We start from the raw sequence: 23928 nt of genomic DNA on the forward strand, positions 1-23928 counted from the left end.
TGCTTTTTTTTGCTTCCCAAAAAGTGAATGCAGATTGAAGACTTGGTTTTAATCAACAACTCATCGGAATTAAAACAAATACGCTATATCTACACTTGTATATTGAATAAGCTTTCTTTGCGCTTAAAAAGCGACACTTATCTGATGACGTAGCTCAAAAGGTATGCATAAAAACAAATTAATGGACAATAAAAATGAAAAAGAATCTCTGGATTAGGACACTTCTTTCGATGACAATCATGGTGTCTCCACTCACTTTCGCAGCGACCAGCACTGCACCCATTCCACCCAATAGCCAGCAAGTTTTTTTTGTGGGTAATAACTGGGATGGTACGGTTACAGTCATCAATCCTGCAAAAAACTATCAAAAAGTTGGTGTTATCAATATGGTGCCCGACAAAAAGGAACGGCTCACTGAGATTTACCTCAACCCAGTAAAATTGATTGCCTATAGCTATATTCGTAATACAGCAGGAGAGGGAAATGATCAATTGGTCGATGATATGTATTCCACACCAGATGGCAAATCGGTGGTTGCATCACGCCCAAGCTATGCAGATGTTGTCTCGATTAATATTGCAACAGGGAAAATTAATTGGCGCACACCCGTTGAGGGATTTCGAGCAGACCATATGGCAGTATCCCCTGATGGGCAACAGGTTGCAGTATCAGCGTCTTCAGGAAATGTCGTACATATACTCGATATCAACACAGGCAAGGAAGTCGGGCGCTTTGCCACAGGAGATAAGCCACATGAAAATATTTACTTTGATGGCGGCACAAAAATTCTTAACTCAGCCATAGGTAATGTGGAAACCTCAATGGATGCAGCGTGGCAGGATTTCACTAAAGGCAAACGCTATATCACCATTGCCGATGCTAATAATTTTAAAGTCTTGAAGAAAATTGATTTTCGTCCTGCATTGGATGCCTTTGGTCGTAAAGACCTATCAAACGCTGTGCGTCCAATTGTGTTTAGCAAAGATGAATCCAAAATCTATGCGCAAGTCTCATTTTTTAATGGCTTGGTCGAATATGATCTCAATCAAGGCAAAGTCACACGCATTGCACAGCTTCCAGGAAGTACAACTATTCCCTCTGATCGCACCAAATGGGTGAATGACTCACGCCATCATGGGCTTTCGATCAGTGGAGATGGTGAAAAACTATGTGTCGCAGGAACGATGGATGATTATGCCACCATCGTCGATCGTAAAACTTTGACCGCGGCGAAATTGATTGCTGCAGGCAAACCGTATTGGGCAACGCAAAGTCCAGATGGTAAACGTTGTGTCATTTCTGAAAGTGCCACAGATGCAGTAACCGTGATTGATTTTGCAACAGGTGAAAAAGTCATCACAGTTCCAGTTGGCAATCACCCACAGCGTGTTCGTTTAGGTTATGCACCAGCAGGATGGGGCAGTCAGTAAAACAGTTTAAATCAAAAGAAAATGGAAAAATCAGAGTCAAATCGGCTCTGAATTTTTTAATTGAAGAATATTTAGAGATTGAATCATGTATAAGAAATGGATTGTTATCGGGTTAGTGGTTGGCTTGATTTTATTGTTTATGATTCAGTTTTTAAAACCACGGCAACAGCACATAAAGCAGCAACAGACTCAACTGGATACACAAATAGTTCTTAGCCCGCTTACAGTGCAAACCACTAAAAATGCTTTAAATGATCAAAGTTCAAAACAAAAACAAGAAAGAGAAGATAAGGAAATGCACACCCAGTTATTACAGCAACGTGAACAAGTATTTCAAGAATTTCAGCAAATAAATACGCAGATGAGTCAGGGGCAGCAGCCGAATCAAAATCAAGTACTCGCTTTACTCGAGCAACAATATAGATTGGTTGAAAAAGGTGTCGTGCAAGTAGATGAAGCCATTTCATCTATTCAATATTTACGCCAAATACTCCCTGAAATGGACAGATCTTTAGATGAGCAGCAAGCCAAACTGGAAACAACTCAAAGATTGAATAAGGCGGACTAAATAAGCTTTTGAAAATGAACAAACTTGAATGAAATATTTAAGCGAGGAACAGAAGTTGAATAGAACAGAAATAGAATAGTGAATTTTTTAGAGTATTTTTGAATTGAGATGAATGTTTAAAATTCATTTAATGATTTGGAAAATAAACACTCCGAAGATGCCGCTGCAAATGTCGTGACCCTGAACCCGATGAGTTCAAGGTGGACGCGACGTACACTCGCTGGGTTTCCCACACAAGGAGGGCATACGCTCAGAATATACAGAACACATCCATAAGTTTAAGTATCGGCAGGGGATTAGACCTAGCTGGCGAACACCTCAGAGATGTGCTCAGTATAACGAATTCAGCGTTATTGGCAAATCACCAAACGCGGACAAAGTGTTTAAAATGAAGCAATCGGGTAAAGTATAATCACTAAACCACCGATTAATCAGTCAATTCTTCCACTTGTTCCAAAATATTTTGCAACAAAAGTTCGCAGTTTGCATATTCTTGCAAACTCTTATTCATCGACAGGACTTCTTGCATTAACTCAAGTGCGACCATAATGATCAGTTTACTCGGTTCCATACGTGGTGCTTTACGACGAAATTCATCGTATTTGTCATTCAGTAATTGTGCTGCGCGTTCTAAATCTGCTTGTTGGTCAGAGGTCGTCGCTAAACGGAAACTATGACCTAGAACTTTTAAATCAACTGCAATTTGTTCACTCATGATCAAACTTCCTCATTGCTTTCAGCCGGATGCGCCAATTGTTGAATTTCTTGTGCATGTTGATCTTGAGCAGTACCTAAAATGGCTAAACGTTGAATAATCGCTTCAACTTTGGCTTTGGCATGTTCATTTTTTTGAAGCAGACGTTCACGTTCTTGCTTTAAACCTTGAATTTCTTGCTGAGCATGACGTTGTTCATTTTGCATTTTTTCTTTGACGATACGTAACTCATTACGCTCTGCCAAAATTTCCTGAAAACGATTTTTTAGATCAGTACAGCTTTTTTCGAGGCGGCTGTATCGGTCAGCCAAAGCAGTTGCATCAGTATTGAGCTGTTGAAGTTGAGCACGTGAATCAGTTAATTGCTCATTCAGTGTTTCAATTTCTTCTTGTTTCGAGGTGATAATGCCGTTCTTATGTACAATTTGAGCATGATGCTGCTCATTAGATGAGTTTTTCTCATCTTGTAAGGCACCATTTTCGCTTTCAAATTGCGCCAGTCGCGTTTTTAAAACGCTAATATGCGCTTGGAGACGCTGTAATTCTTCTAACATAACGTAGTCGCACAGTCTTGCAAACAAAGGTAATATATACGAAGTATAGAGATTGGATAAGCGAATGCAAGACGATATTTCAGGTTGGTCAGATTGGTCCCAGAATTTTTCTAAAATTGAAGAAATTTCAAGCCCAAGTGAGTTACACGGTCTACTCACTGGTATAGTTTGTGTGTCACAACCCCCGAGTCGTGAAGAGTGGCAACAAATTTTAGCAACGCTTGATGTAGCTGAATTAGACGAAGATGCGGTGGCATTGTTGACTGAAGAAGCAGAAGATGTAGCTCATTCACTTTCAGATGATGAACTCGACTATCTTCCTTTATTACCAGATGATGATCACTTGCTAGGTGAGCGTGTGCAAGCCTTGGCAGATTGGTGTGCAGGTGTTGTTCTTGGTTTTGGTTTAGCGGCAGGTCATCTGCGTACCAATGAGCAAGAATTGATTGAGCATTTACAAGATGTCGCTTCAGTAGAATTTGAAGATTCAGATGATGATGAAGAAGGTGAAGAAAGCTATCAGGAATTATACGAATTTGTACGTTTAATCCCAGTAAGCCTATCGATGGGACGTACCAAAGTAGATGTTTCAGAAACACCGTTGTTACAGCTGAGCGCTAAAAACTCATCGGCTCAAGCGGGCAATGTGGTTGAAATGTTCACTCCACATCGTCCAAGTTAAGGCATTCTTTTTGCATTAATAATTAATAGATGATGGGCTTTATCTAAGGAGTTCATCATCCTATTAAATCAATCATAGTCCAAGCGTATAAGAAGCATATCAATGAAGAAATTAACTCAAGCGGATTTTCAAGAACGTCGAGACATCCTTGCGGGTGAAATGGGACTACGTAGTATTGCAATTATTGCCACGAGCAAAGAAGCCATGCGTAATCGCGACGCAGATTATAAATTTCGAGCTGATAGTAGTTTCTTTTATTTAACAGGTTTTGCTGAACCTGAAGCGGTTGCAGTGATTGAAACCTTTGATAGCGAAGAAGAAGGTTATAGCTATAGTTTGTTCTGCCGTGAACGTGACCGTGAAATGGAAATTTGGAATGGCTACCGTGCGGGTGTAGATGGGGCTGTAGAAAATTATGAAGCTGATGAGGCTTATGCCATTGATTTATTAGACGAAGAAATTTTAGAAAAATTACAAAATAAAGATAAATTATTCTACCGTATTGGGCAGCAACCAGATTTTGATGCTCGTGTGGCGCAGTGGATTTCGGCTGCAAGTGGTGAATCACGTAAGGGTGCAAGTGCGCCTGCTCAAGTCATTCAACTAGATCGCATCATTGATGAAATGCGTTTGCATAAGTCTAATGATGAACTTGAATTGATGCAGATTGCTTCGGATATTTCAGCAGAAGCGCATACTCGTGCCATGCAAACGGTTAAACCAGGCATGATGGAATATGCACTAGAAGCAGAACTGAATTATGTCTTTGGTAAAAATGGCTGTGTGCCTTCCTATAACAGCATTGTCGGCGGCGGTGAAAATGGCTGTATTTTGCACTATGTGGAAAATGACAAAGAACTCAAAGATGGTGATTTGGTACTGATTGATGCAGCATGTGAATATCAGCTGTATGCCTCAGACATTACCCGTACTTTCCCAGTCAACGGTAAATTCAGCCCTGAACAAAAAGCACTTTATAATATCGTACTCGATGCGCAAATTGCGGCGATTGATGCGGTGCGTATCGGCAACTCTTATAAAGAACCACATAACGTTGCAGTGCGTATTTTAGTTCAAGGTTTATTGGATCTTGGCATTATGCAAGGAGATATTGACGAAATCATCGCAAAAGAAAGTTACCGCCAATTCTATATGCATGGTACGGGTCATTGGCTTGGTATGGATGTGCATGACGTCGGTTCATACAAGCAAGACGGTGAATGGCGTGCCTATGAAGAAGGCATGGTTGTAACGGTTGAACCGGGGCTCTATATTGCGCCTGATGATGAAAGCGTTGATGCGAAATGGCGTGGTATCGGTATTCGTATTGAAGATGATGTGGCTGTAACTAAAGCAGGTCCACGTGTTTTAACAGCTGCAGTGGTCAAGTCGGTGGAAGACATTGAAGCCTTGATGGCGAAGTAATTTACTGTAAGAGAATAAGCCGGTCAGATGATCGGCTTTTTTGTGTACAAGAGTTTTTTATGTTAATTAATTTTTTTCTATGTAAATCTGATAGTTTTATGAAGAGTAAGCTAGTAAAAACCTCTCGATATCCTCAATCATTCTGTGAACATTTTCCTCTGTAAACTGATCATAGTTACCATGGGCTGCATTATTTCGAATATCAGCCATAGCTGTGATGAGTTTTTGTTGGAGAGGGTTATAAACTCCTGCTTTTGCTAAGTCTTCATTTAATCGTGTTAATTTTTTCTTCTCTAATTCTATTTCATTATTTAAACATAGTTCTTTAATTGCGGTTTCTAGAACTACACCAGCAATCACAGCAGCTGAATTTTTATAACCACTATTTAAGAGCGACCGTGCTTGCTCTAATTCACTATCAAAAACTTCAGCTTGAACGATTTGTTTGAAAGAAGTTAAAAAACCATTTTTAAAATCATCATATGCTGCTTTCAAAATTGGAATTAATCTACTGATTATTCTAGTGTTAGTATCAAAGCTTTGAGTTTCTTCAGCATCTAAAAAATCACGGTAATGAATAGATTTTTCACCACATGATAGCAATAATAGATTTTTAACTTTAACTTTCCATTCAAGGTAAAGAGCATCACCCTCATCACCCAACGTATCATAGCTTCCGCTATATTCTGAATAAGCTTTTTTTGCCATAGCTTTGATAGAAGCAGAATCGTTTAGTAGTTGTTCATAGCGTTGTAATATTTTTTGACTCATATTGATCCAAATATTTTGACTGAATTATTTAAATATTATTGCTATACAATAACATATATAATCATTGAGAAAATAATAAGGTCTGAATTCTTGAATGTCTCATAGTCTTTGGGTCTATTTGCGAACTATGATAAAAGTCAAAGACAAATCAATATTGGGAGAGCACAGCCTCCGACATAAAAACCAACAATTGTACAAACCAAAATGTTTTTTTCCTTATTGAGATCTATATGTTTATTTATATCCTCAATTCAATGGCTTATTAAATTTCATGGATAGGTAAAGTAAGTAGATAATATGTCTGATTGAATAGCCATCATAATAAAGAAGAGAATAAGATGACAAACTTCAGCTCAAGTTATACACGCACAGAAAAAATTAAACAGATAATTTTTCTTAGCCTAACTATGCTCATTATTTGCATATTGCATTTCATGGTTTTTCCATGGTTGAAGAGCACAAATTGGTTTCTCTGTCATCCCCATGAATTTGATGTGCTATATGGCTTCTTTACTATTTTTACTTTATTTTATTTGTAATGCTGCATTTTCTATTTTATTGACCTCGAAATATACGTACTGTGCGACTAAAGCAATATCCATTGCCTGTGCAAAAAACATAGTGACCGCAGCCATATCAATATGGCATAAAAGCCACATGGCGTGCGTATCTTTCAATTCTAATGATTCCATTCTGGATTGTGATGAGCGTATGGGGTTACTCAATCACACAGGATTTAAAAGCATCGCTCAATCCTCACAAACTACAACAAGAGCGTGTATTACAATGTCAAAAAACTGAGTCATGATGTAAGATAAATCCAATATATAAATGACGTATTTCGACACTCGAATCGAATACAACAGATAAGGAAACACGCATGCAGCAAGAAGTCATCATTGTGGGTGGTGGAATGGTCGGTTTAAGTCTGGCACTCATGTTGGCCAAAGCCAAAATTGGCGTAAAACTTTTAGAAGCCATTAAATACCCCAATTATGATGATGCAAACCTTGAGCCTTATCACTCGAGTTTTGATGCACGAAACAGCGCCTTGTCACGCCGTACGGTGCAAATTTATCAAGAACTAGGCCTCTGGGATGCTTTGCAGGAACACGCCACACCTATTTTAGAAGTGAATATTACAGAGCAAGGTAGTTTTGGTAAGGCAAGACTCAAAGCAGAACAAGAAAAAGTCGAAAGCTTTGGACAAGTCATTGAAAATGCATGGTTAGGCCGTGTGCTGCTCACAGAAGTCAAAAAAGAACCGTTGATTGAATTAATTGATGGCGTACAAGTGACTTCACTGACGCAGGATGCAGACTTTGCATATTTAGAAGCACAGCGTGCTGAAGAACAGCTCAAACTACAATCTAAAATTGTGATTGCCGCAGATGGCCGTGACTCATTCTGCCGTAAAGCCCTAGGTGTCGGCGCATCAGAACATGATTATGATCAAGTGGCGATTGTAACGACGGTACAAACCTCTAAACCGCATGCTCATGTCGGCTTTGAGCGCTTTAGTCCACTTGGCCCGTTAGCGCTGTTGCCACTTCCGGGGGAATACCGCCGCTCAGTGGTTTGGCCTGTGCCGAAAGGAACTGAAGGCGAGTGGATGGGTGATGAAAATGATCAGCATTTCTTAGATGCCTTGCAAGAAACCTATGGCGACCGTGCAGGTAAATTCAAAAAAACAGGTAAACGTTTCAGCTTCCCATTGTCCCAAGTGCTTGCAGAAAAACAAGCTGTCGGCCGTGTGGTGCTGATGGGCAATGCTGCGCATACTATTCATCCTGTCGCGGGTCAGGGCTTTAACTTGTGTATGCGTGATGCCTATGTACTGCGCCGTTATTTAACAGAGCAAGTTGAAAAAAATGCCGATTTGGGTGATGCAGCTATGTTGCTGGATTATGAAAAATCGCGCCTGACCGATCAGCAGCGGGTGATTAAATTCTGTGATTCAGTTGTTCGTGGTTTTAGCAACCAAAACCCAATTTTAAAATTGATCCGCAATACTGGGTTAGTTGCCTTTGACACCATTCCGGGTATCAAGCCTTTGGTCGCGAATTATGCAATGGGGCTAAAAGCATGAGTTTAAATCAAACAGATGTATTGGATGCCGTAATTGTCGGCGGTGGTTTGGTTGGTGGTTTAACGGCATTGTTATTGGCGCAGGGAGGTGTGCAGGCTACGGTATTGGATGCGGCACCTATTTTGGATGCAGAAAAAACCAAAAGTATTGCGAATCCTCGGGTTTTGGCGCTTAGTCAGGCCACTATTCATTTACTCAAGACCGTGGGCATTTGGGAAAAGCTTGCCCGTCAGCAGCCTTATACAGGCATGCAGGTGTGGAATAAAAATGGCTATGGCGAAATCAATTTTGGCCATGCTACAGAGCAAACGCCATCAGTTGAGCAAGCTTTAGGTTCAATGGTCGAACCAAGTGTTTTGAATTTAGCCATTCAAGAAAAAATGCTAGAACAACTCGAAGACTACCGAACCCAAGTCAAGGTCAGTCGAGTTGAGCGTGGCGTTGGTGTGTGGATCATTCACCTCGCAGATGGTACCCAGCTCAAAACAAAACTGGTGATTGGTGCAGATGGTGCAAACTCATTTGTCCGTGAGCAAGCTTTCATTGATCTAGATGTGCTGGACTATAAACAAGCTGGTGTGAGCTGTGCAATTAAAACCGCCCAAACGCATCAGCATGTAGCGCGTCAAATTTTCTTAGAAACAGGACCTTTGGCATTTTTGCCGATGGCGAGTCTGAAAAAAGAAGAAAGCGGTTATTGGCAATCGATTGTGTGGACCTTACCAGATGATTATGCCGATGAATATGTGGCTTTATCCGATGTTGAATTTACTGCGTTGCTCACTCGAGAAAGCCATCACATGCTCGGCGAAGTCTTAGAAGCAACGCCACGTGCTAAATTTCCATTGAAGGCACGAGCTGCACAGCAATATGTTCATGATGGTCTAGCGCTGATTGGAGATGCGGCCCATGTGATTCATCCGCTTGCAGGACAAGGCGTGAATATTGGCTGTTTAGATGCAGCGGTGCTTTGCGATGTGCTTTTGACCGATAAAAAACGAGGTGTGTGGGCACATGAACAAAGTTTGAAGCGCTATGAGCACCGCCGTAAAGGGCAAAACGATGCCATGATGCATAGTATGTCCGCGATTGGTTGGTTAGAAACCACCACTTTTTCACCTGTGGTGTGGGCGCGAAACTTTGGTTTAAAACAAGTGGAAAATCAGACTGTTCTAAAAGATGCGTTTATGGCTCAAGCCAATGGTCTGAGTATTTTAAAAGAGACAATCTACGCAGCTTAGGTCAAAGTCTGATATTTTTTAGACAGTCGTATAAACAAGGTTACGATTTTGATTAAAAAAGATACGATTTTTTGGTTGTGGGTACTAGTCGAAATGCTCAGAGATTGCTAAATTTCTGTTAATTTAAAACCAGCCATTCGCTGGCAAACAGAAGTCATTCGCGGGGAGAACACAATGACTGATATGAACGATTATGATGATCCAGAAGATTCTGTAGTTGATGAAGATGAAGCACAAGCAGCTGAAAAAGGTGCAGGTGACGCAGCTGATTCTGCCTCTGATGGTGACACCTCTGAAGCTGAAACATTAACAGTGACTGCAAAACTAAAACAACGTCAGGCGCTTGAAGATGAAGTTGCGGCGTTCTTAGCGCGTGGTGGTCGTATTACCGAAGTCCCTCCAGACGAATCGGCAAAAGATTAAAAGTGAAAAAACACCACGTCATGTGGTGTTTTTTTTGCTTCATTCGCTTGTGCGATGATGAACGTCATTCATTTTTTAACTCTGTAGCATGTTTGCTCAAGAAGTTAAGTCGTTAATAAGATGTGAAGTCGCTTCAAGCCGTCTTTGGCTTCATATATTTACGACTGATCGCGTAAATAGGATAGAACACAAAATGCAGTAAAAGCAAAAACATACAATTAATAATAAATGCAGCAATATACGGCGGTGCATGCATGGCCGCCACAGCAGCGACAAAAGATTGAAAAAGTAATACCGCACTCAAAACGACATAAGCCCAATAGCGATGCCTATCCCAAAATTGGCTCAGTTTGAGTAAATTACCGACTACAAAATAGAGGGAACAATATCCACAGACCATCGCAATCGCGCTATGATCGGCCGTCATTTGCTCGCCACTAATATAGTGCGGATAGGGTTGAATGCCAGTATAAATAATATGTGCAAGGGCGGTGAGCCAAACCAGATTAAAGAGAATGAACATCAGCGGTTTTTTGACAGACAGATTTATGGACATGTTATAAGCAACTTTTTTCATTCTATTTAAATTATTGTATGGGATAGCTTATGGAACCCGTAGGTCCCATAAGCGGTTCAAATTAAAAATAAAAAAAATTAAGCTTAATCGTTCGCTTGGGTTAACTCTAAAGCACGTTGATAGGCCACTTTCTTTTTAATCCCAGTTAAATCTGCAGCCAATTGAGAGGCAGCTTTCACGGACAAATCTTGAAGTAAACGTGTTAGCAATTTGTCTAACTTTTCTTGCTCTAGGTCTTTTTCTTCGGTCGCACCACCAATCACCAAAACGATTTCGCCTTTTTGCTGATTGTGATCAGATTCGACAAAATGAACCAATTCACCCAAAGACATTTTTTTAATAGTTTCAAATGTTTTGGTAATTTCACGTGCAAAGCCCACAGGACGATCTGCACCAAAGACATTCGACATATCTTTTAGGCAATCCACAATACGGTGCGGCGCTTCATAAATAATCATGGTTTGAGTTTCGTCTTTCAGTTTTTCCAATGCTAAAAGACGTTGTGACTGTTTAGAAGGTAAAAAGCCTTCGAAACTAAAACGGTCACTGGGTAGGCCGACAGCACTGAGAGCAGCAATGGCAGCACAGGCACCTGGCACAGGAATGACACGAATATTTTTTTCTTGTGCAGCTCGAACCAATTTAAAGCCAGGATCACTGATCAATGGCGTGCCTGCATCACTGATTAGCGCCATATTTTCACCCTTTTCGAGGCGTTCAATCAGCTGGTCTATTTTGTTACTTTCGTTATGGTCGTGGCAGGCGGTTAAAGGTGTATTGATACTAAAATGTTTAAGTAATTGTGCGGAAGTTCGTGTATCCTCGGCGGCAATAATTTTAACCGACTTCAATACCTCAATTGCACGATAACTAATATCATCTAAGTGCCCGATTGGAGTTGCAACAACAAATAACTGAGCACTCATAGGTTTCTCCATGTTGGATAATAAGAACAAAATTTTGGGTCTTTGCCTTTTAAGCAGTCTGTTTACTGCTGCACAGGCAGACGTCTTGGTCATTCTACCTGAATCTGGCCCTATGGCGCGAGCCGCATCCAGTATTAAGCAAGGTTTCAATAGCGCATATCAATCGTCAGACTACAAAGTGCCCATTAAGTTTGTAGATTCAAATCAAAAGCAAATTGCAGCGATATTGAAGCAACAGGTCAATAAAAAAACTCAATTGGTGATTGGTCCTTTAGCACGTCAAGATGTAGAAGCACTTGTAAAAGCAAAGCCTAAAGTCCGCGTGTTGGCTTTAAATGAAACGACGAGCCAAATTCCAAACGTCTGGCAGTACAGTCTATCAAAACGTGATGATGCTTTAGCACTCCAAAAAGTCTTCGAAAAAGACAAACTAGCGCAAGTGTTAGTGTTACGTCAGCCTGCAACTGAGGCAGAACATGAATTATTGCTCATGTCCTTAATTAGTCAAAGTTCAGTGCCGATACAAGTGGTTGAACAACTCCCAACGAAGCTGGACAAAAATCAAGGGGTGTTGTTGTTAGGCAATAATGAATGGATAAACAGTCAAACAAAACTGCCCAAAGCGAAACTATATAGCGTAGCCAATGCGATTGAGGCTACTAAGCCCATTCCTATAGGACTGAAATTTTGTGATGCACCTGCCTTACATGATGCACGTTGGCCTGACCTGATCCGAGCTTATGAGGAAAATCCAGTAGATATGCCATATCAACGTCTTTTAGCTTTTGGTGGGGACACATGGCATATTGCAAAACAATATTTGCAAGAACCGAAATTAAAAAGTATTGAGTTTCAGGGGCGAACAGGACTAATCAAAATTAGTCAAAACAATATTCAGCGTGTTCCCCACTGCTATGAGCGAAGTAAAAAAGGTATCGTGGCGATCTCACTTTAGGGATGAAACGATGCAGCTAAACTTAGAGCAGATGAATTTGGGACAGATGAATCTGGGGCAGTGGGCAGAACGGCAAGCGCTGCGTTTGGTTGAGCAGCAAGGCTATGTACAGGTGCAACAGAATTATCATAGTCGTTATGGTGAAATTGATTTGATCGTTGCACGTGGTCAAGAATTGGTGTTTATTGAAGTTAAAGCTCGTTCGCATACCCGTTATGCCCAAGCCATCGAAAGTATCTCTATTCATAAACAACGTAAGATGATGAAGACTGCGTTGCATTTTTTAAATGAACAGTCACATTATCAAAATTATTATTGTCGCTTTGATGCAATTTGTTTTGATTTTTATCAACACTTTGCAAAAACACTACAGCAAGACTTTTCTAAATACCCGTATCATCAGCAATGGATTGAAAATGCTTTTACTTTTGATCAAGAGTTGATTAATCTTTGATAAAACAAACTGTGTAAACGCATAGAAAAATACGTGTGGAAATTTGAGGAGTCGTGCTGAGTGGTTAAGCGTATTGCAATAACGATGCTTTGTGTCGCAAGTTTATCTGGCTGTGCGAGTTTTATTTCGAATGGAACAGGATCAGCACCTGTAGGAACTGAAAGCGGCGCACGCTCATTGGGACAAGTTTTTATTGACTCTTCCATTGTTCGAACAGCAAAAATTAACTTATATAAATTAGATACTCGTTTTAAACAGTCACGTGTCAATATTGAAAGTTTTCATGGCAATGTCTTATTGACTGGGCAAGTGCCAGATAATCATTTAAAAGAATTGGCAGAAGAAAATGTCCGTTCAATGAGTGATGTCAAAACTGTACATAACTATATTACAGTGGGTAATCAGATCAGCTATAGCACCATCATGCAAGATACTGCGGTCACTGCGAATACCCGTGGTTTGATTATGAAAGCGCCTGTGGTATCTGACAGCAAAGTACACATTCATACTGAAGATGCTGTTCTTTATGTGATGGGCCGTTTAAACAGTGCGGAAATCACAGACTTAAATCAAATCTTGCAACAAGTGGGTAATGTAACGCGAATTATCACTTTAATCGATAATATTGATCAGAACCCAAATCCACAGGCACGTTCAATTAACTCAAGTTACACCACACCTGCTGTAGGTAATGTGCAACCTGAAGTACAAACGCCTGTAGCGATAGATCCGGATGCTGTCGATCCAAATGCTCAATAAAATGTCGGAAATGATGCTGTAAAATATGAATCAATGGTCTCTGCGGCTTCAGCAAAAAATGGATTTGGCTAAATCTTTATATCGAAATTTTCGGTTATATGATTTTGGCAGTTATGCATTAAATCGACTGACACCCAAACAAGGATATCATGTTCAAAACAATATCCCTTATGGTCTAAAAGTGCGCCATCGCCTAGATTTGTATCGCACGTCAGCACCTCGTCAGCAACGTCCACTCATCGTGTTTGTACATGGTGGAGCGTGGATGCATGGTGACAAAAAGGACTATGGATTCATTGGTGAAGCTTTTGCCAAAGAAGGCTTCGATGTTGCTGTCATTAATTACCATCTCGCACCTGAATATATTTTTCCGGCTTCAATTGATGATCTTAGCCTTGCATTAAACTATTTGACGCAGTCTCAGCATAAGTTGCAGATTGAAGTGGAAAATGTGGTGTTAATGGGACATTCGGCAGGGGCATTTAATGTCATGTCTGCACTGTATCATCCGACGCCTTATCAGCTACAAGTGAAAGAGAATATTCGTGCAATTGTGGGATTGGCAGGGCCATATCATTTTGATTATAAAGGTGATCCGATTTGTGCAGATGCCTTTGATCAAAATGTACCGTATCAACAAGTGATGCCGTATTATTTTGTTGAGCACAATCAAGTGAAGCATTATCTATTCACTGCGGATAAAGACAATATCGTTGGCCATAGCAATAGTGAAGATTTTGATCGTCGATTAAAAGCCTCAGGCAACCATAGTCAGTTGATTCAAATCCCACGTGTTGGGCACATCACGATGATTGGTTCAGTTTCGAGTTTATTTAGTCGCTTCTTTAAAACCAAAGCTGAAATCATGCGTGTACTCGATGAAATTAGTCCACCTTAATGTCTTTGGTTAAATGATTGAGAATAAAAACCGCCAAGTATGGCGGTTTTTTTATTGCATGATTTATTTACTAAAAATAGCTACTTATAACCATGCTTCAGTGTCATCTGCAACAGCAGACCCATGGATGACATGCATAATCATCGAATGGGCGATACTTCCTTTGAACGGAATTTCAGGTAATGCATCAAATTTAAAGAAAGCCGCATCACTTATTTCTTCTTCTTGTAATTGAAGCTCACCTGAAGCATATTCTGCTTTAAAGGCGATCATTAAATTACTTGGGAAAGGCCAAGGTTGGCTTGCCAGATATTGAATATTTTTGACCTTCAGCCCAACTTCTTCTTCAGTTTCACGACGAACCGCTTCTTCTAGAGTTTCACCCACTTCAACAAAACCTGCGATCAGTCCATACATAGCACGGACATTTTTTGCATTTTTTGCCAATAAAATTTCATCTTCACCACGGGTAATGACGGTAATGACACAAGGATTGACACGAGGGTATTGGTGATAACCGCAAGCAGGGCAAACCATAGCATATTCTGTGGCGTGGACTTGAGTTGCAGTACCGCAGTGGCTACAAAATTTATGATTACGGCGCCATTCTAAAAGTTGAATAGCACGGCTGGCTTGTTCAAATTGCTGAACATTCCAAAGTTGTAAAAGCTGACGAATAGGGATGAGTTGTAAGCCTTCAGGAATTGGCTCATTTTCAAGTAGATCACGGGCAATCACTCGATCACCCGTGCCAATATTTAAATCACTTGCGAGTTGCTCAACTTCGGGAAGTTGAAAGTTTTCATCGACCAGCAATTGCTGTTGTTTGAAGATATACGCAAGTGATAATTTAGACATTAGGCCGCTGCTGATTTCAGTTTTTCGCTACTGTCCAATGCTACCTTAAACATGCCCTGTAAAACAGGTTGTTTGTTCTTTAAATTGTCAATCAACATATCTGCGCTTGCCAATGAATCTAATGCTTGATTCACTTCATTTGCATCAATCGCTGTTGAAGATTCAACTCGTTTCACAATGAATTGAGCTGTTGAATTCAGCGCATTTTGAGCTGCATCTGCATTGAGGAACAACATTGCACCACCAATTTCACGGAATTGAGTTGCAGTCGCTTCAAGTTGTGTCAAATCTTGGTTTTGTAAATACTGAACCAAAGATTGGCTAGCAGCATCAATTAAAACCTTGGTCTCATTTAACAGGGCAGCGTGTGCTTCATCTAAACGATCGAGTGAAATATTCATATTATTCACACGAAGTTGTAAGCGGCTAGAAGTGTGATGACGCTCAAGCACACCAATCGAGTTCATGGCAGACAAGATATTGTTCATCAACTGCTGGGCAAAGCTTTCATCTTGTAAAATCTCAGCATTACCTAATGACGCAGCTTGACGCGACAGGTCGTTATACGCTTCATTTAAGTTCAAGACTTTGAAAATATTTGCCAATTCGTTTAATTTCGCTTGAAGTTCTTGGGTTTTTTCAGGCGTCATATTTTGATAGTTAAATTCAATATCATTACGAATTTGCGTCATTTCAGTCGTAACCAATTCACCAATGGTATGCATGGTGTCGAAGTCAGGACCATATAAATGACGACTGAAAACTTGCAATTGGGTGTCGGTAAGAAGGTCTTCACCGATATTTAATTTGCCACGAATATGATAAGAAATGTCATCTTCTTGGCTAATGTTTAGACTTAAGACATTGGCTAAATCAGAAATGGATGCTTTAAAGCGCTCAGTTCCTGCAAAATATTGAGCCATATTGCGTTCAATGCTTACCAAGGTACGTAAACGAGCATCGGTAATTAAGATTTGATCAATTTGATTAAACGCAACAAAAACCAAGTTCCAATATTGTTTACTTGGATGTTTGTCTGAAAGGCCTGCTAAATACGCACCGACCAATTTAATCGCTTGCAAATCCAGCTCAGTTTCTTCTTGTTTAATCAATTTATTCAACGCCAACTTATACAGACGGTGAACGTATTTTGATTTTTCAAGTGCAGGAGCTTGAGGTAAGTCAAAGTCAGGAGTAATACAATCGAGTAGGGACTCAATGTGTTGGCCTTCCGACGTTAGAGGTTTACCTAAAGATAGTTCTAGACGATTAAGACTGTCCAGCAGGAATTGTGGAATTTTAACTTCACGTAGGCAGATAAATTCGATGTAGCGTTTCAGCATGGTCGTGCCTTCGCTCAGTGCGATGACCTCTTGAGTGTTAATTTGCGCAGGATTCCCCATGATCTTGCGCATTAACTCTGCTGAATATTGAGCGATTTTTGCCAAACTTGGCATATCAACTAAAGCTAGTACTTGAGCACATTGTTCAAATTGAATCAGTGCATCATCAATCCCGAAAGGTAAAGTTTGATCTTCAACTAAGGTGCTGACTGCTGATTCGACTAACTTGATTGAGTTATCAACCTCATTTTTTATTATCAGCAAAGCCGTTGGATCAAAATGGATAGAGGTTTGGTAAGACATGTATCTGCACCTTTCCTAGATGTTTTATCTTGTTTATTAACCGCCCCTTAAGGCGGTCCATGTTTATGGTTTTACTATAGCGTATGTAAGAATTGTTTATATACAAAAAGTAACACGAAATTTAGATTTTATTTCGCAAAAAGGCAAGGTGTACCATGTTTTTCTTCAAATTGTTTGATCCATGTCTCATGGGCTTCAAGTTCATCTGCTGAAGGTAAAATCACAGGTAATTCTATTTCAACAGCGGCGCGGGTTTGCGAACCATCTTCATTTTGCGAGTGGGTCAGGGCATCGATATCAAAGGAAACCTGACCGCCCGTCATTGCTAGGTATACGTCAGACAGAATTTCCGCATCGAGTAACGCACCATGGAAGGTACGGTCACGTTGTGGAATTTCATAACGACGCACTAATGCATCGAGTGAGTTTTTCTGGCCTGGATGCTTGGCTTTGGCCATAGCCAAGGTATCGGTGACTTCACATACCTCCGATAAGGCAACAAAACCTGCACGTTTAAACTCCATATCTAGGAAGTTCATATCGAAGGTTGCGTTATGCGCAATGATTTCTGCGCCTTTTAGATAGTCAAATAATACATCAGCAATGTCAGCATACAGTGGTTTGTCTTTTAGAAAGTCATCACTGATTCCGTGAATATTTTCAGATTCACCGACAGGTTTTTGCGGGTTGATATAAATATGAATTGAGCTACCGGTCAGTTTGCGGTTAATCATTTCCACTGCACCGACTTCAATAATACGGTCGCCATCTTGGAAATAGAAACCTGTGGTTTCCGTATCCAAAATTAATTGTCGTGGGCCAGATACATCGACGGTTGCTGGTGTAATGACAATCATTGGATGGATTTCAGCAGCTTGCTTAGACTGTATAGGGGCAGCTTCATTCAACGTTGATGCCGTGTTTGTTGCTTGTTGTTCTATCGTAATGTCATCAATCTGCTCTGCGTCAATAGCTGACTCGGCTGAGATTTCTTCTGCTTCATCCTCGCTATCAGCAAATTCAAGTCCAAATGGATCATTTAATAGCCAGTCAGGTTCAGCTTTTTTTTTAGGTACTTCAGCTGTAGATGATGCCGCTTGTTTGATGTGTTCGAGGGTTTTTTCAGCGCCTAGATTGGCCAATTGATCAGCCATTTCATTTCCCGGATGGCCTGCATGTCCTTTAATCCAGTTCCATTCAATTTCCCGACCCTGACAAGTTGCATCCAGTAATTTCCACAGATCTGGATTTTTAACATCTTTCCAGTTTTTCTTTTTCCAACCATGAATCCATTCGGTAATGCCTTGTTTGACATAGTTAGAGTCTGTCCAAATGATCAGTTTTGCATCGGTCGGACAGTGTTGAATACCTTCAATTGCCGCAGTCAATTCCATACGGTTATTGGTGGTTTCAGCTTCACCACCGCAGAGTTTTTCTTCTCCAGTTTCACGGATGATATACGCCCCCCAACCCCCTAAGCCAGGGTTGCCTTTACATGCACCATCAACATAAAGCGTGATTGTTTGAGACATAAATCAAATCCGGAGAAAAACAAGCATTCAGAACCGTATATTGTATAACGCAAATGACAGAGAGAAATCCATTTCTGGCGATTTTTTTAATTTCTTGTAACATTTATACTGAAATAGCGTTAAATTAACGCCTTGTGTCTGTGTTCTGCTTCACTACAATGGCATATCTAAAAAATAAATTTTATATGAGTTGTCTGGATTTTTTTATGTATAAATCAACTGCGACTGTCTGGCAGCCTACGTTACCACAAATTTTTAAATTTACAGTCTTGGGTTCTGCGCTCGCAGCTCTTGGTCTGACGGGCTGTTCTTCATCGCAAACGACTAAGCAGAACTCAGCAAGTAAACAAGTTGGCTCAAACTTTCTCGATGCCAATAGTTTAGATTCACTCGAAGATTTACTTTCTGCAACAGACATGCGTGCCGTAGAAGGCGATCGCCTTTTAGTACTGAAGCATGGTGATGTCTGGAAGCGTATGACTGTGGGTTTCAAAATGGATTTGAACCACTGGGATACGCGAATTGAAGCGCAGCGTGGTTGGTTTATTTCACGTCAACCATATATTGATCGTTTAAGTGCGCGTGCGTCCCGTTATTTATATCACACGGTTAAAGAAGCAGAACGTCGTGGTTTGCCGACTGAGTTGGCGTTATTACCAGTGATTGAAAGTTCTTATGACCCAGCAGCAACCTCAAGTGCAGCCGCAGCGGGCTTATGGCAATTTATTCCAAGTACTGGACGTATTTACGGCTTAAAACAAACCTCAATGTATGATGGTCGTCGTGACGTAGTGGAATCAACGCGTGCAGCTTATGAGTTTTTAGGTGCGCTACATAACCAGTTCGGTTCGTGGGAATTGGCTTTGGCTGCATATAATGCAGGGCCGGGCCGCATTCAACAGGCGATTAACCGTAACCGTGCGGCAGGTTTGCCAACGGATTATTGGTCGCTAAAACTGCCCCAAGAAACCATGAACTATGTCCCACGTTTCTTGGCTGTTGCTCAAATTATTAAAAATCCAAGTGCCTATGGCGTAAGTTTGCCACCAATTGCCAACCGTCCACACTTTCGTGAAGTGGCTGTAGGGCCTGCAAATTTAAATGAAATTGCATCTATTACCGGTTTAAGCCGTGCAGAACTCTATGCACTAAACCCTGGTCATCGTGGCGATGTGATTGATAGCAGCAGCCCAATGCGGATTTTAATTCCTGCGGATGTGAGTCCATCAGTTGATGCACGTTTGAAAAAATTACAATCAGGTGGTTCATCAGGTTATTGGGCAAGTAATTCAACTTATAACTTACCAAAAAATAATGTTGAAATAACACCGTCACGTGTTACTCCGCCGGAATTAAATAGTAAAACTATTCAGCCCGCTAAAGTGACGCCACCTACGCTTAAAACACAGCCGACAGTGACAGCTTCTGCCAAACCACCTGTAGTCGCTACAACGGTAACGCCGAGTGTTCCATCAGGAACGAAAGGCAAAACGCCAATAGGATCATCTGCTTTGGCTGCATTTGCATCGAATAGTGATATTCCAAGTGCGCCGCGTATTCCAGTCGCTGTAACACCTTCGACGCCTGTGAAAGCCGTATCTGTCGAGCCACCACTCAGCGCAAATGAGCGTGAGCAAATCATGGCGGCTATTAAAGCTGAAGGTGAGACCAAAACAGTCGATGAGGTATTAAAACCAGTAGCGACTAAAGCAGAACAAGAAGAAGTCGTTCAGGAAATTAAAGCTATTGCGCCGAAAGGCACTGAAATTGTCGATCCTTATGATGGCAAGATTAAGTTGACTGCGATTCAGACCAGCCAGTCGATTGCAGATCAACAAGGTAAAGAACTGACCAAAGGGTTCTCTTACCCGAAAAGCGTGGCTGAAAATACAGGTGCAGATTCCGAAGAAGCCAAACGCAACCAAGGTAAAAATGTCATTCGTACAGATTCTGAAATTGTAGTTGTACCACCTAAAGGTAAACGCAGTACTTATACAGTTTTAGCGGGCGACACATTAGCGTTGATCGCGATGAAAAATGGCGTGAATTGGCGTGATATTGCAGCTTGGAACCAAATTTCGCCAGATTCGACCTTGTATGTCGGTACGACCATCTATTTATATGATGCGAAACCGATTGTGCAAAATAATGAAGAATCGAAAGCTAAGCCTATCGCAGATAGCTATGTGGTGAAAGCAAATGACAGTCTTACAGCTGTTGCGAGTCAATTTGGTTTAAGTACGAAGCAACTCGCCGACTACAATGGTTTAACCACCACGAGTGGTTTATATGTTGGACAGAAATTATCCCTAAAAGAAACGCCTGCATCGAAAGCAAAATTGGAAGCTGATAAGAAAGCCGCTCAAGTTGTCGAAAAACCTGCAAAAGTTCAAACCAAATCCTACACGGTAAAACGTGGTGAATATCTAAAACTCATTGCAGATCGTTATGCGCTGTCAAATCAAGAGTTGGCAGATTTAACAACTGGCTTAACGGCTGGCAGTAGCTTGATGGTGGGGCAAAAAATTAATGTGCCATTACAAGCTGTAGCAGAAGTTGAGAAGCTCGAAAGCAAAGTCGTGAATCGCATTGAAAATGTCAAAGTTGATCCTGCGTATAAAGTTGAAAGCTATAAAGTGCAGCGTGGTGATACGCTTTACAGCATTGCGACGCAGTCAAAAATCAGTTTGTCAGAATTGGCGAGTCTAAATGATATGTCGGTAAATAGTGGGCTGATGGCTGGGCAAAGCATTAAAGTTCCTGCAAGTTCAACTGTTCCGGATACATATGTGGTGCAGTCTGGCGATACACTGACAGGCATTGCTAGTCGCTATGATTTAGGCATGGACTATGTCGCAAATTTAAATGGTATAGAGCGTAGTTCTGGTCTACGCGTTGGGCAGAAATTAAAATTAACAGGTGATGTCGCACCGGTTAAAGTAGAAACCAAAGCTGAGGCGACCAAAATTGAAAGCAAAACCAATACACGAACGAATTCCGTTGATGCGACCGATATTCATGTGGTGAAATCAGGTGAAACATTGGGTGTGATTGCGAAGAAATATCATCTTCAATTACGTTATTTAGCTGAATTAAATGGCCTAAATACCAATAGTGCGATTCGTGTAGGGCAGCGTTTAAAAGTAGATGGTGAACTACCTGCTGATGTAGCTAGTAAAGCAACTGAAACCAAAAAAACGGAAGCTAAATCCTCTACGAGCAATGTGAAACCAACAAATACTGAAAGCTATACTGTGAAATCAGGCGAGTCTTTAAATTCGATTGCTAGTCGGACAGGTTTAACTGTGGCAGCATTGGCTGAATTAAATAACTTGAACCCGCGTGCAGGACTGCGTGTCGGTCAAAATTTACAAGTCCCTAAAACTATTAGTGAATACCGTATTAAACGCGGCGATACGCTGATTGGTTTAGCAAGTCGTTATGGACTTGATACATCAAAACTCGCTGAAATGAATGATATGCAACCGTCTGCTCAGTTACGTATTGGTGACGTGATTAAAGTACCGAATTAAGCAACGACTACAGGGAGTTGTCAGTGATGTTGGTGTCGTTCAAATCAGCACATCAAGCTATTGGGATTTGTGTGCTTACTCTGTTCGGTCAAAGTGTGTGGTCTGCGATACAGACCACGCCTTATATTGCGATTCATAGCACACCCAAATATGACTCTGTCAAAGTCATGCCTTATGCCAATGCTTCTGCACCCAAAGGTGGATATTTAAGTACTTCATCAAATGGGACATTTGACAATTTAAACAGTATGAATGGTAAGGGCAGTGCGGCTGAGGGGGTAAATTATTTATTTGACTCCCTTATGGATAGCTCTTTAGATGAACCTGGCGTGATGTATCCATTATTAGCTGAGAAGGTAACGTTCGACCCCGATCATACGAATTTTGTCATTTATCACTTAAATCCAAAAGCACGATTTAGTGATGGTTCAGAACTCACTGCTGAAGATGTTAAATTTAGTTTTGATACTTTTCAGACCAAGTCAAACCCAGGTTTACAAATGTATTTGGCAGATTTAGATAAAACCCAAGTGTTATCTAAATATGAAGTCAAAATGACCTTTAAGTCGGGTAATAACGCTGAAATGCCATTAATATTGGCGCAAATGCCGATTTATTCCAAAAAAGATTGGGCAAAAAAAGATTTTACTAAAATTACTATGCAGCCGATTTTAGGTTCTGGCCCGTATTTACTTGATCGAATTGATTCTGGCCGTAGTATTAGTTTTAAGCGCAATCCTAATTATTGGGGACGTGATTTAGTGATTAATCGCGGACGATATAATTTTGATCATTTGAAATATGTCTATTACCGAAATTTAGATGTTGCTTTTGAAGGCTTTAAGTCTGGCCAATATACTTTGCATGAGGAATTTACAGCACGAAAATGGGTGACGGAATATAAGTTTCCGTCCATCACTGCAGGAATGGTGGTGAAGTATCGTGATAAGCATGAAAATCCAATTGCAACTCAAAGTTTTGTATTTAATACGCGTCGATCGCCGTTTAATGATATTCGTTTTCGACAAGCTTTAACCTATGCTTATGATTTTGAATGGCAAAATAAAGCTCTGTTTTATGGTCAATACCAGCGCCTACAAAGCTATTTTTCAAATAGTGAGTTAGAAGCTAAAGGGGTACCCTCAGATGCTGAAATGCAAATTTTAAAACCATTGTTAACGAAATTAACCCCTTTAGAGCGTAAAGGGGTGTTATCAAACTGGAAATATCCCGTTTCGGATGCTAGTGGATTTAATCGAAATAATTTATTGACTGCTCGTCAGCTATTAATAAATGCTGGTTATCGATTTAAAAATGGTCAATTATTAGACCGACATGGTCAAGCCATTCGTATTGAATTTCTCATTCACCAAGATGGCTTACAGCGAACATTAATGCCTTTTGTGCGCAATATGAAACGTTTAGGTGTGACTGTAAACATTCGCCAAGTGGACGTGCCTCAATATATAGAACGGATGCGTTCGAAAGACTTTGATATGACAACAAATGTTATGCCACAGTCGCTCAATCCGGGTAATGAGCAAGCGCAATTTTGGGGAAGTGCATCGGCAGATCAGCCTGGCAATTACAACTATGCTGGCATTAAAAGTCCGATCATTGATGAAGTCATACAACAGGTGATTCGGGCACCAAATCGTGAACAATTGGTGGTGCGTACCAAAGTATTGGATCGATTATTAAGAGCTGGGTATTATCAAATTCCAACCTATGGTAAAGGTGAAAAATGGTTTGCGTATTGGAATATGTATCAACAGCCAAAAGTAAAACCAAAATTATCAACAGGTATTGATTATTGGTGGAGTAATGAAGCGCAATCGAAAAAAGTTGCAAACTATTTGCGCCAACAATAAATACTAATGAATGACAGGGAA

At 40.6% G+C, this 23928-nt stretch carries 22 protein-coding genes and 1 other RNA gene; 13 read left to right on the forward strand and 10 right to left on the reverse strand.

The window, feature by feature from the left end; all coding sequences use genetic code 11:
- Positions 1–230: 230 nt before the first annotated feature.
- Positions 231–1430, forward strand: coding sequence for a YncE family protein (locus FTT98_RS06305; protein ID WP_257220712.1), 1200 nt, complete (start codon positions 231–233; stop codon positions 1428–1430).
- 85 nt (positions 1431–1515) lie between these two features.
- Positions 1516–1998 (forward strand): hypothetical protein, encoded by a 483-nt coding sequence (locus FTT98_RS06310; RefSeq protein ID WP_180040706.1) that lies wholly within the window; start codon positions 1516–1518, stop codon positions 1996–1998.
- Positions 1999–2143: 145 nt separating this feature from the next.
- On the opposite strand, the gene ssrS is transcribed toward FTT98_RS06310, so the two are convergent.
- From ssrS to FTT98_RS06325, 3 genes are all read right to left on the reverse strand, one after another.
- A non-coding RNA gene (gene ssrS, locus FTT98_RS06315) (6S RNA) lies at positions 2144–2326 on the reverse strand.
- Positions 2327–2425: 99 nt separating this feature from the next.
- Positions 2426–2713 (reverse strand): cell division protein ZapA, encoded by a 288-nt coding sequence (locus FTT98_RS06320; RefSeq protein WP_168378082.1) that lies wholly within the window; start codon positions 2711–2713, stop codon positions 2426–2428.
- A gap of 2 nt (positions 2714–2715) precedes the next feature.
- Positions 2716–3267 carry a hypothetical protein gene (locus tag FTT98_RS06325; protein ID WP_180012162.1) on the reverse strand — a complete coding sequence of 184 codons (552 nt, stop codon included), beginning with the start codon at positions 3265–3267 and terminating at the stop codon, positions 2716–2718.
- 64 nt (positions 3268–3331) lie between these two features.
- On the opposite strand from FTT98_RS06325, the gene FTT98_RS06330 reads away from it, so the two are divergent.
- Complete coding sequence (locus FTT98_RS06330) at positions 3332–3949, forward strand: UPF0149 family protein (RefSeq protein ID WP_180004153.1); 618 nt, start codon at positions 3332–3334, stop codon at positions 3947–3949.
- A 102-nt stretch (positions 3950–4051) separates the two neighbouring features.
- Positions 4052–5374: a Xaa-Pro aminopeptidase gene (pepP, locus tag FTT98_RS06335; RefSeq protein ID WP_180040708.1), complete on the forward strand. Its 1323-nt coding sequence runs from the start codon at positions 4052–4054 to the stop codon at positions 5372–5374.
- 96 nt (positions 5375–5470) lie between these two features.
- Here the strand turns inward: pepP and FTT98_RS06340 are convergent, their stop codons facing one another.
- Both FTT98_RS06340 and FTT98_RS06345 read right to left on the reverse strand, forming a co-directional pair.
- A complete protein-coding gene (locus FTT98_RS06340) occupies positions 5471–6145 on the reverse strand; it encodes a HEPN domain-containing protein (RefSeq protein WP_180040710.1) in 675 nt (224 codons plus the stop codon).
- A gap of 524 nt (positions 6146–6669) precedes the next feature.
- A complete protein-coding gene (locus tag FTT98_RS06345) occupies positions 6670–6837 on the reverse strand; it encodes a hypothetical protein (RefSeq protein ID WP_180040712.1) in 168 nt (55 codons plus the stop codon).
- A gap of 188 nt (positions 6838–7025) precedes the next feature.
- On the opposite strand from FTT98_RS06345, the gene ubiH reads away from it, so the two are divergent.
- From ubiH to FTT98_RS06360, 3 genes are all read left to right on the forward strand, one after another.
- The gene (gene ubiH / locus FTT98_RS06350; protein ID WP_180040714.1) at positions 7026–8234 is read left to right on the forward strand and encodes a 2-octaprenyl-6-methoxyphenyl hydroxylase; all 1209 of its coding nucleotides are present in this window, start codon (positions 7026–7028) and stop codon (positions 8232–8234) included.
- Positions 8231–9475, forward strand: coding sequence for an FAD-dependent monooxygenase (locus tag FTT98_RS06355; RefSeq protein ID WP_180040716.1), 1245 nt, complete (start codon positions 8231–8233; stop codon positions 9473–9475). Before ubiH ends, FTT98_RS06355 begins: the two co-directional genes overlap by 4 nt.
- A 174-nt stretch (positions 9476–9649) precedes the next feature.
- Positions 9650–9898, forward strand: a complete 249-nt coding sequence (locus FTT98_RS06360; RefSeq protein ID WP_078189169.1) for a hypothetical protein — start codon at positions 9650–9652, stop codon at positions 9896–9898.
- Between the two features lie 133 nt (positions 9899–10031).
- Here the strand turns inward: FTT98_RS06360 and FTT98_RS06365 are convergent, their stop codons facing one another.
- Together FTT98_RS06365 and rsmI are read right to left on the reverse strand one after the other, a co-directional pair.
- Complete coding sequence (locus FTT98_RS06365) at positions 10032–10454, reverse strand: hypothetical protein (RefSeq protein WP_180040718.1); 423 nt, start codon at positions 10452–10454, stop codon at positions 10032–10034.
- Between the two features lie 104 nt (positions 10455–10558).
- The gene (gene rsmI / locus FTT98_RS06370) at positions 10559–11401 is read right to left on the reverse strand and encodes a 16S rRNA (cytidine(1402)-2'-O)-methyltransferase (protein ID WP_078189168.1); all 843 of its coding nucleotides are present in this window, start codon (positions 11399–11401) and stop codon (positions 10559–10561) included.
- A gap of 10 nt (positions 11402–11411) precedes the next feature.
- Here rsmI and FTT98_RS06375 point away from each other — a divergent pair, with 10 nt between their 5' ends.
- From FTT98_RS06375 to FTT98_RS06390, 4 genes are read left to right on the forward strand one after another with little or no spacing between them, the layout of a single operon-like run.
- Positions 11412–12356, forward strand: coding sequence for a penicillin-binding protein activator (locus tag FTT98_RS06375; protein ID WP_180024160.1), 945 nt, complete (start codon positions 11412–11414; stop codon positions 12354–12356).
- A 46-nt stretch (positions 12357–12402) separates the two neighbouring features.
- Positions 12403–12810, forward strand: coding sequence for a YraN family protein (locus FTT98_RS06380; protein ID WP_180040734.1), 408 nt, complete (start codon positions 12403–12405; stop codon positions 12808–12810).
- A gap of 60 nt (positions 12811–12870) precedes the next feature.
- On the forward strand, positions 12871–13569 hold the full coding sequence (locus tag FTT98_RS06385; RefSeq protein WP_180004165.1) for a BON domain-containing protein: 699 nt from the start codon (positions 12871–12873) through the stop codon (positions 13567–13569).
- 25 nt (positions 13570–13594) lie between these two features.
- Entirely contained in the window at positions 13595–14467 is an 873-nt protein-coding gene (locus FTT98_RS06390) for an alpha/beta hydrolase (protein ID WP_180004167.1), read from the forward strand.
- A gap of 84 nt (positions 14468–14551) precedes the next feature.
- Here the strand turns inward: FTT98_RS06390 and nudC are convergent, their stop codons facing one another.
- From nudC to dnaQ, 3 genes are all read right to left on the reverse strand, one after another.
- Positions 14552–15325 (reverse strand): NAD(+) diphosphatase, encoded by a 774-nt coding sequence (nudC, locus tag FTT98_RS06395; protein WP_078192931.1) that lies wholly within the window; start codon positions 15323–15325, stop codon positions 14552–14554.
- Complete coding sequence (locus FTT98_RS06400) at positions 15325–16971, reverse strand: chemotaxis protein (RefSeq protein ID WP_180040722.1); 1647 nt, start codon at positions 16969–16971, stop codon at positions 15325–15327. The genes nudC and FTT98_RS06400 overlap by 1 nt, the downstream gene beginning before the upstream one ends.
- Positions 16972–17099: 128 nt before the next feature.
- Positions 17100–18503 (reverse strand): DNA polymerase III subunit epsilon, encoded by a 1404-nt coding sequence (gene dnaQ / locus FTT98_RS06405; RefSeq protein WP_180040724.1) that lies wholly within the window; start codon positions 18501–18503, stop codon positions 17100–17102.
- Between the two features lie 206 nt (positions 18504–18709).
- Between dnaQ and FTT98_RS06410 the strand changes: the two genes are divergently transcribed.
- Positions 18710–22036, forward strand: coding sequence for a LysM peptidoglycan-binding domain-containing protein (locus tag FTT98_RS06410; RefSeq protein WP_180004172.1), 3327 nt, complete (start codon positions 18710–18712; stop codon positions 22034–22036).
- 26 nt (positions 22037–22062) lie between these two features.
- Positions 22063–23907: an extracellular solute-binding protein gene (locus FTT98_RS06415; protein ID WP_180004175.1), complete on the forward strand. Its 1845-nt coding sequence runs from the start codon at positions 22063–22065 to the stop codon at positions 23905–23907.
- Positions 23908–23928 lie beyond the last annotated feature (21 nt).

The sequence above is a fragment of the Acinetobacter sp. YH12039 genome, from assembly GCF_013420015.1.
Taxonomy (GTDB): Bacteria; Pseudomonadota; Gammaproteobacteria; order Pseudomonadales; family Moraxellaceae; genus Acinetobacter; species Acinetobacter amyesii.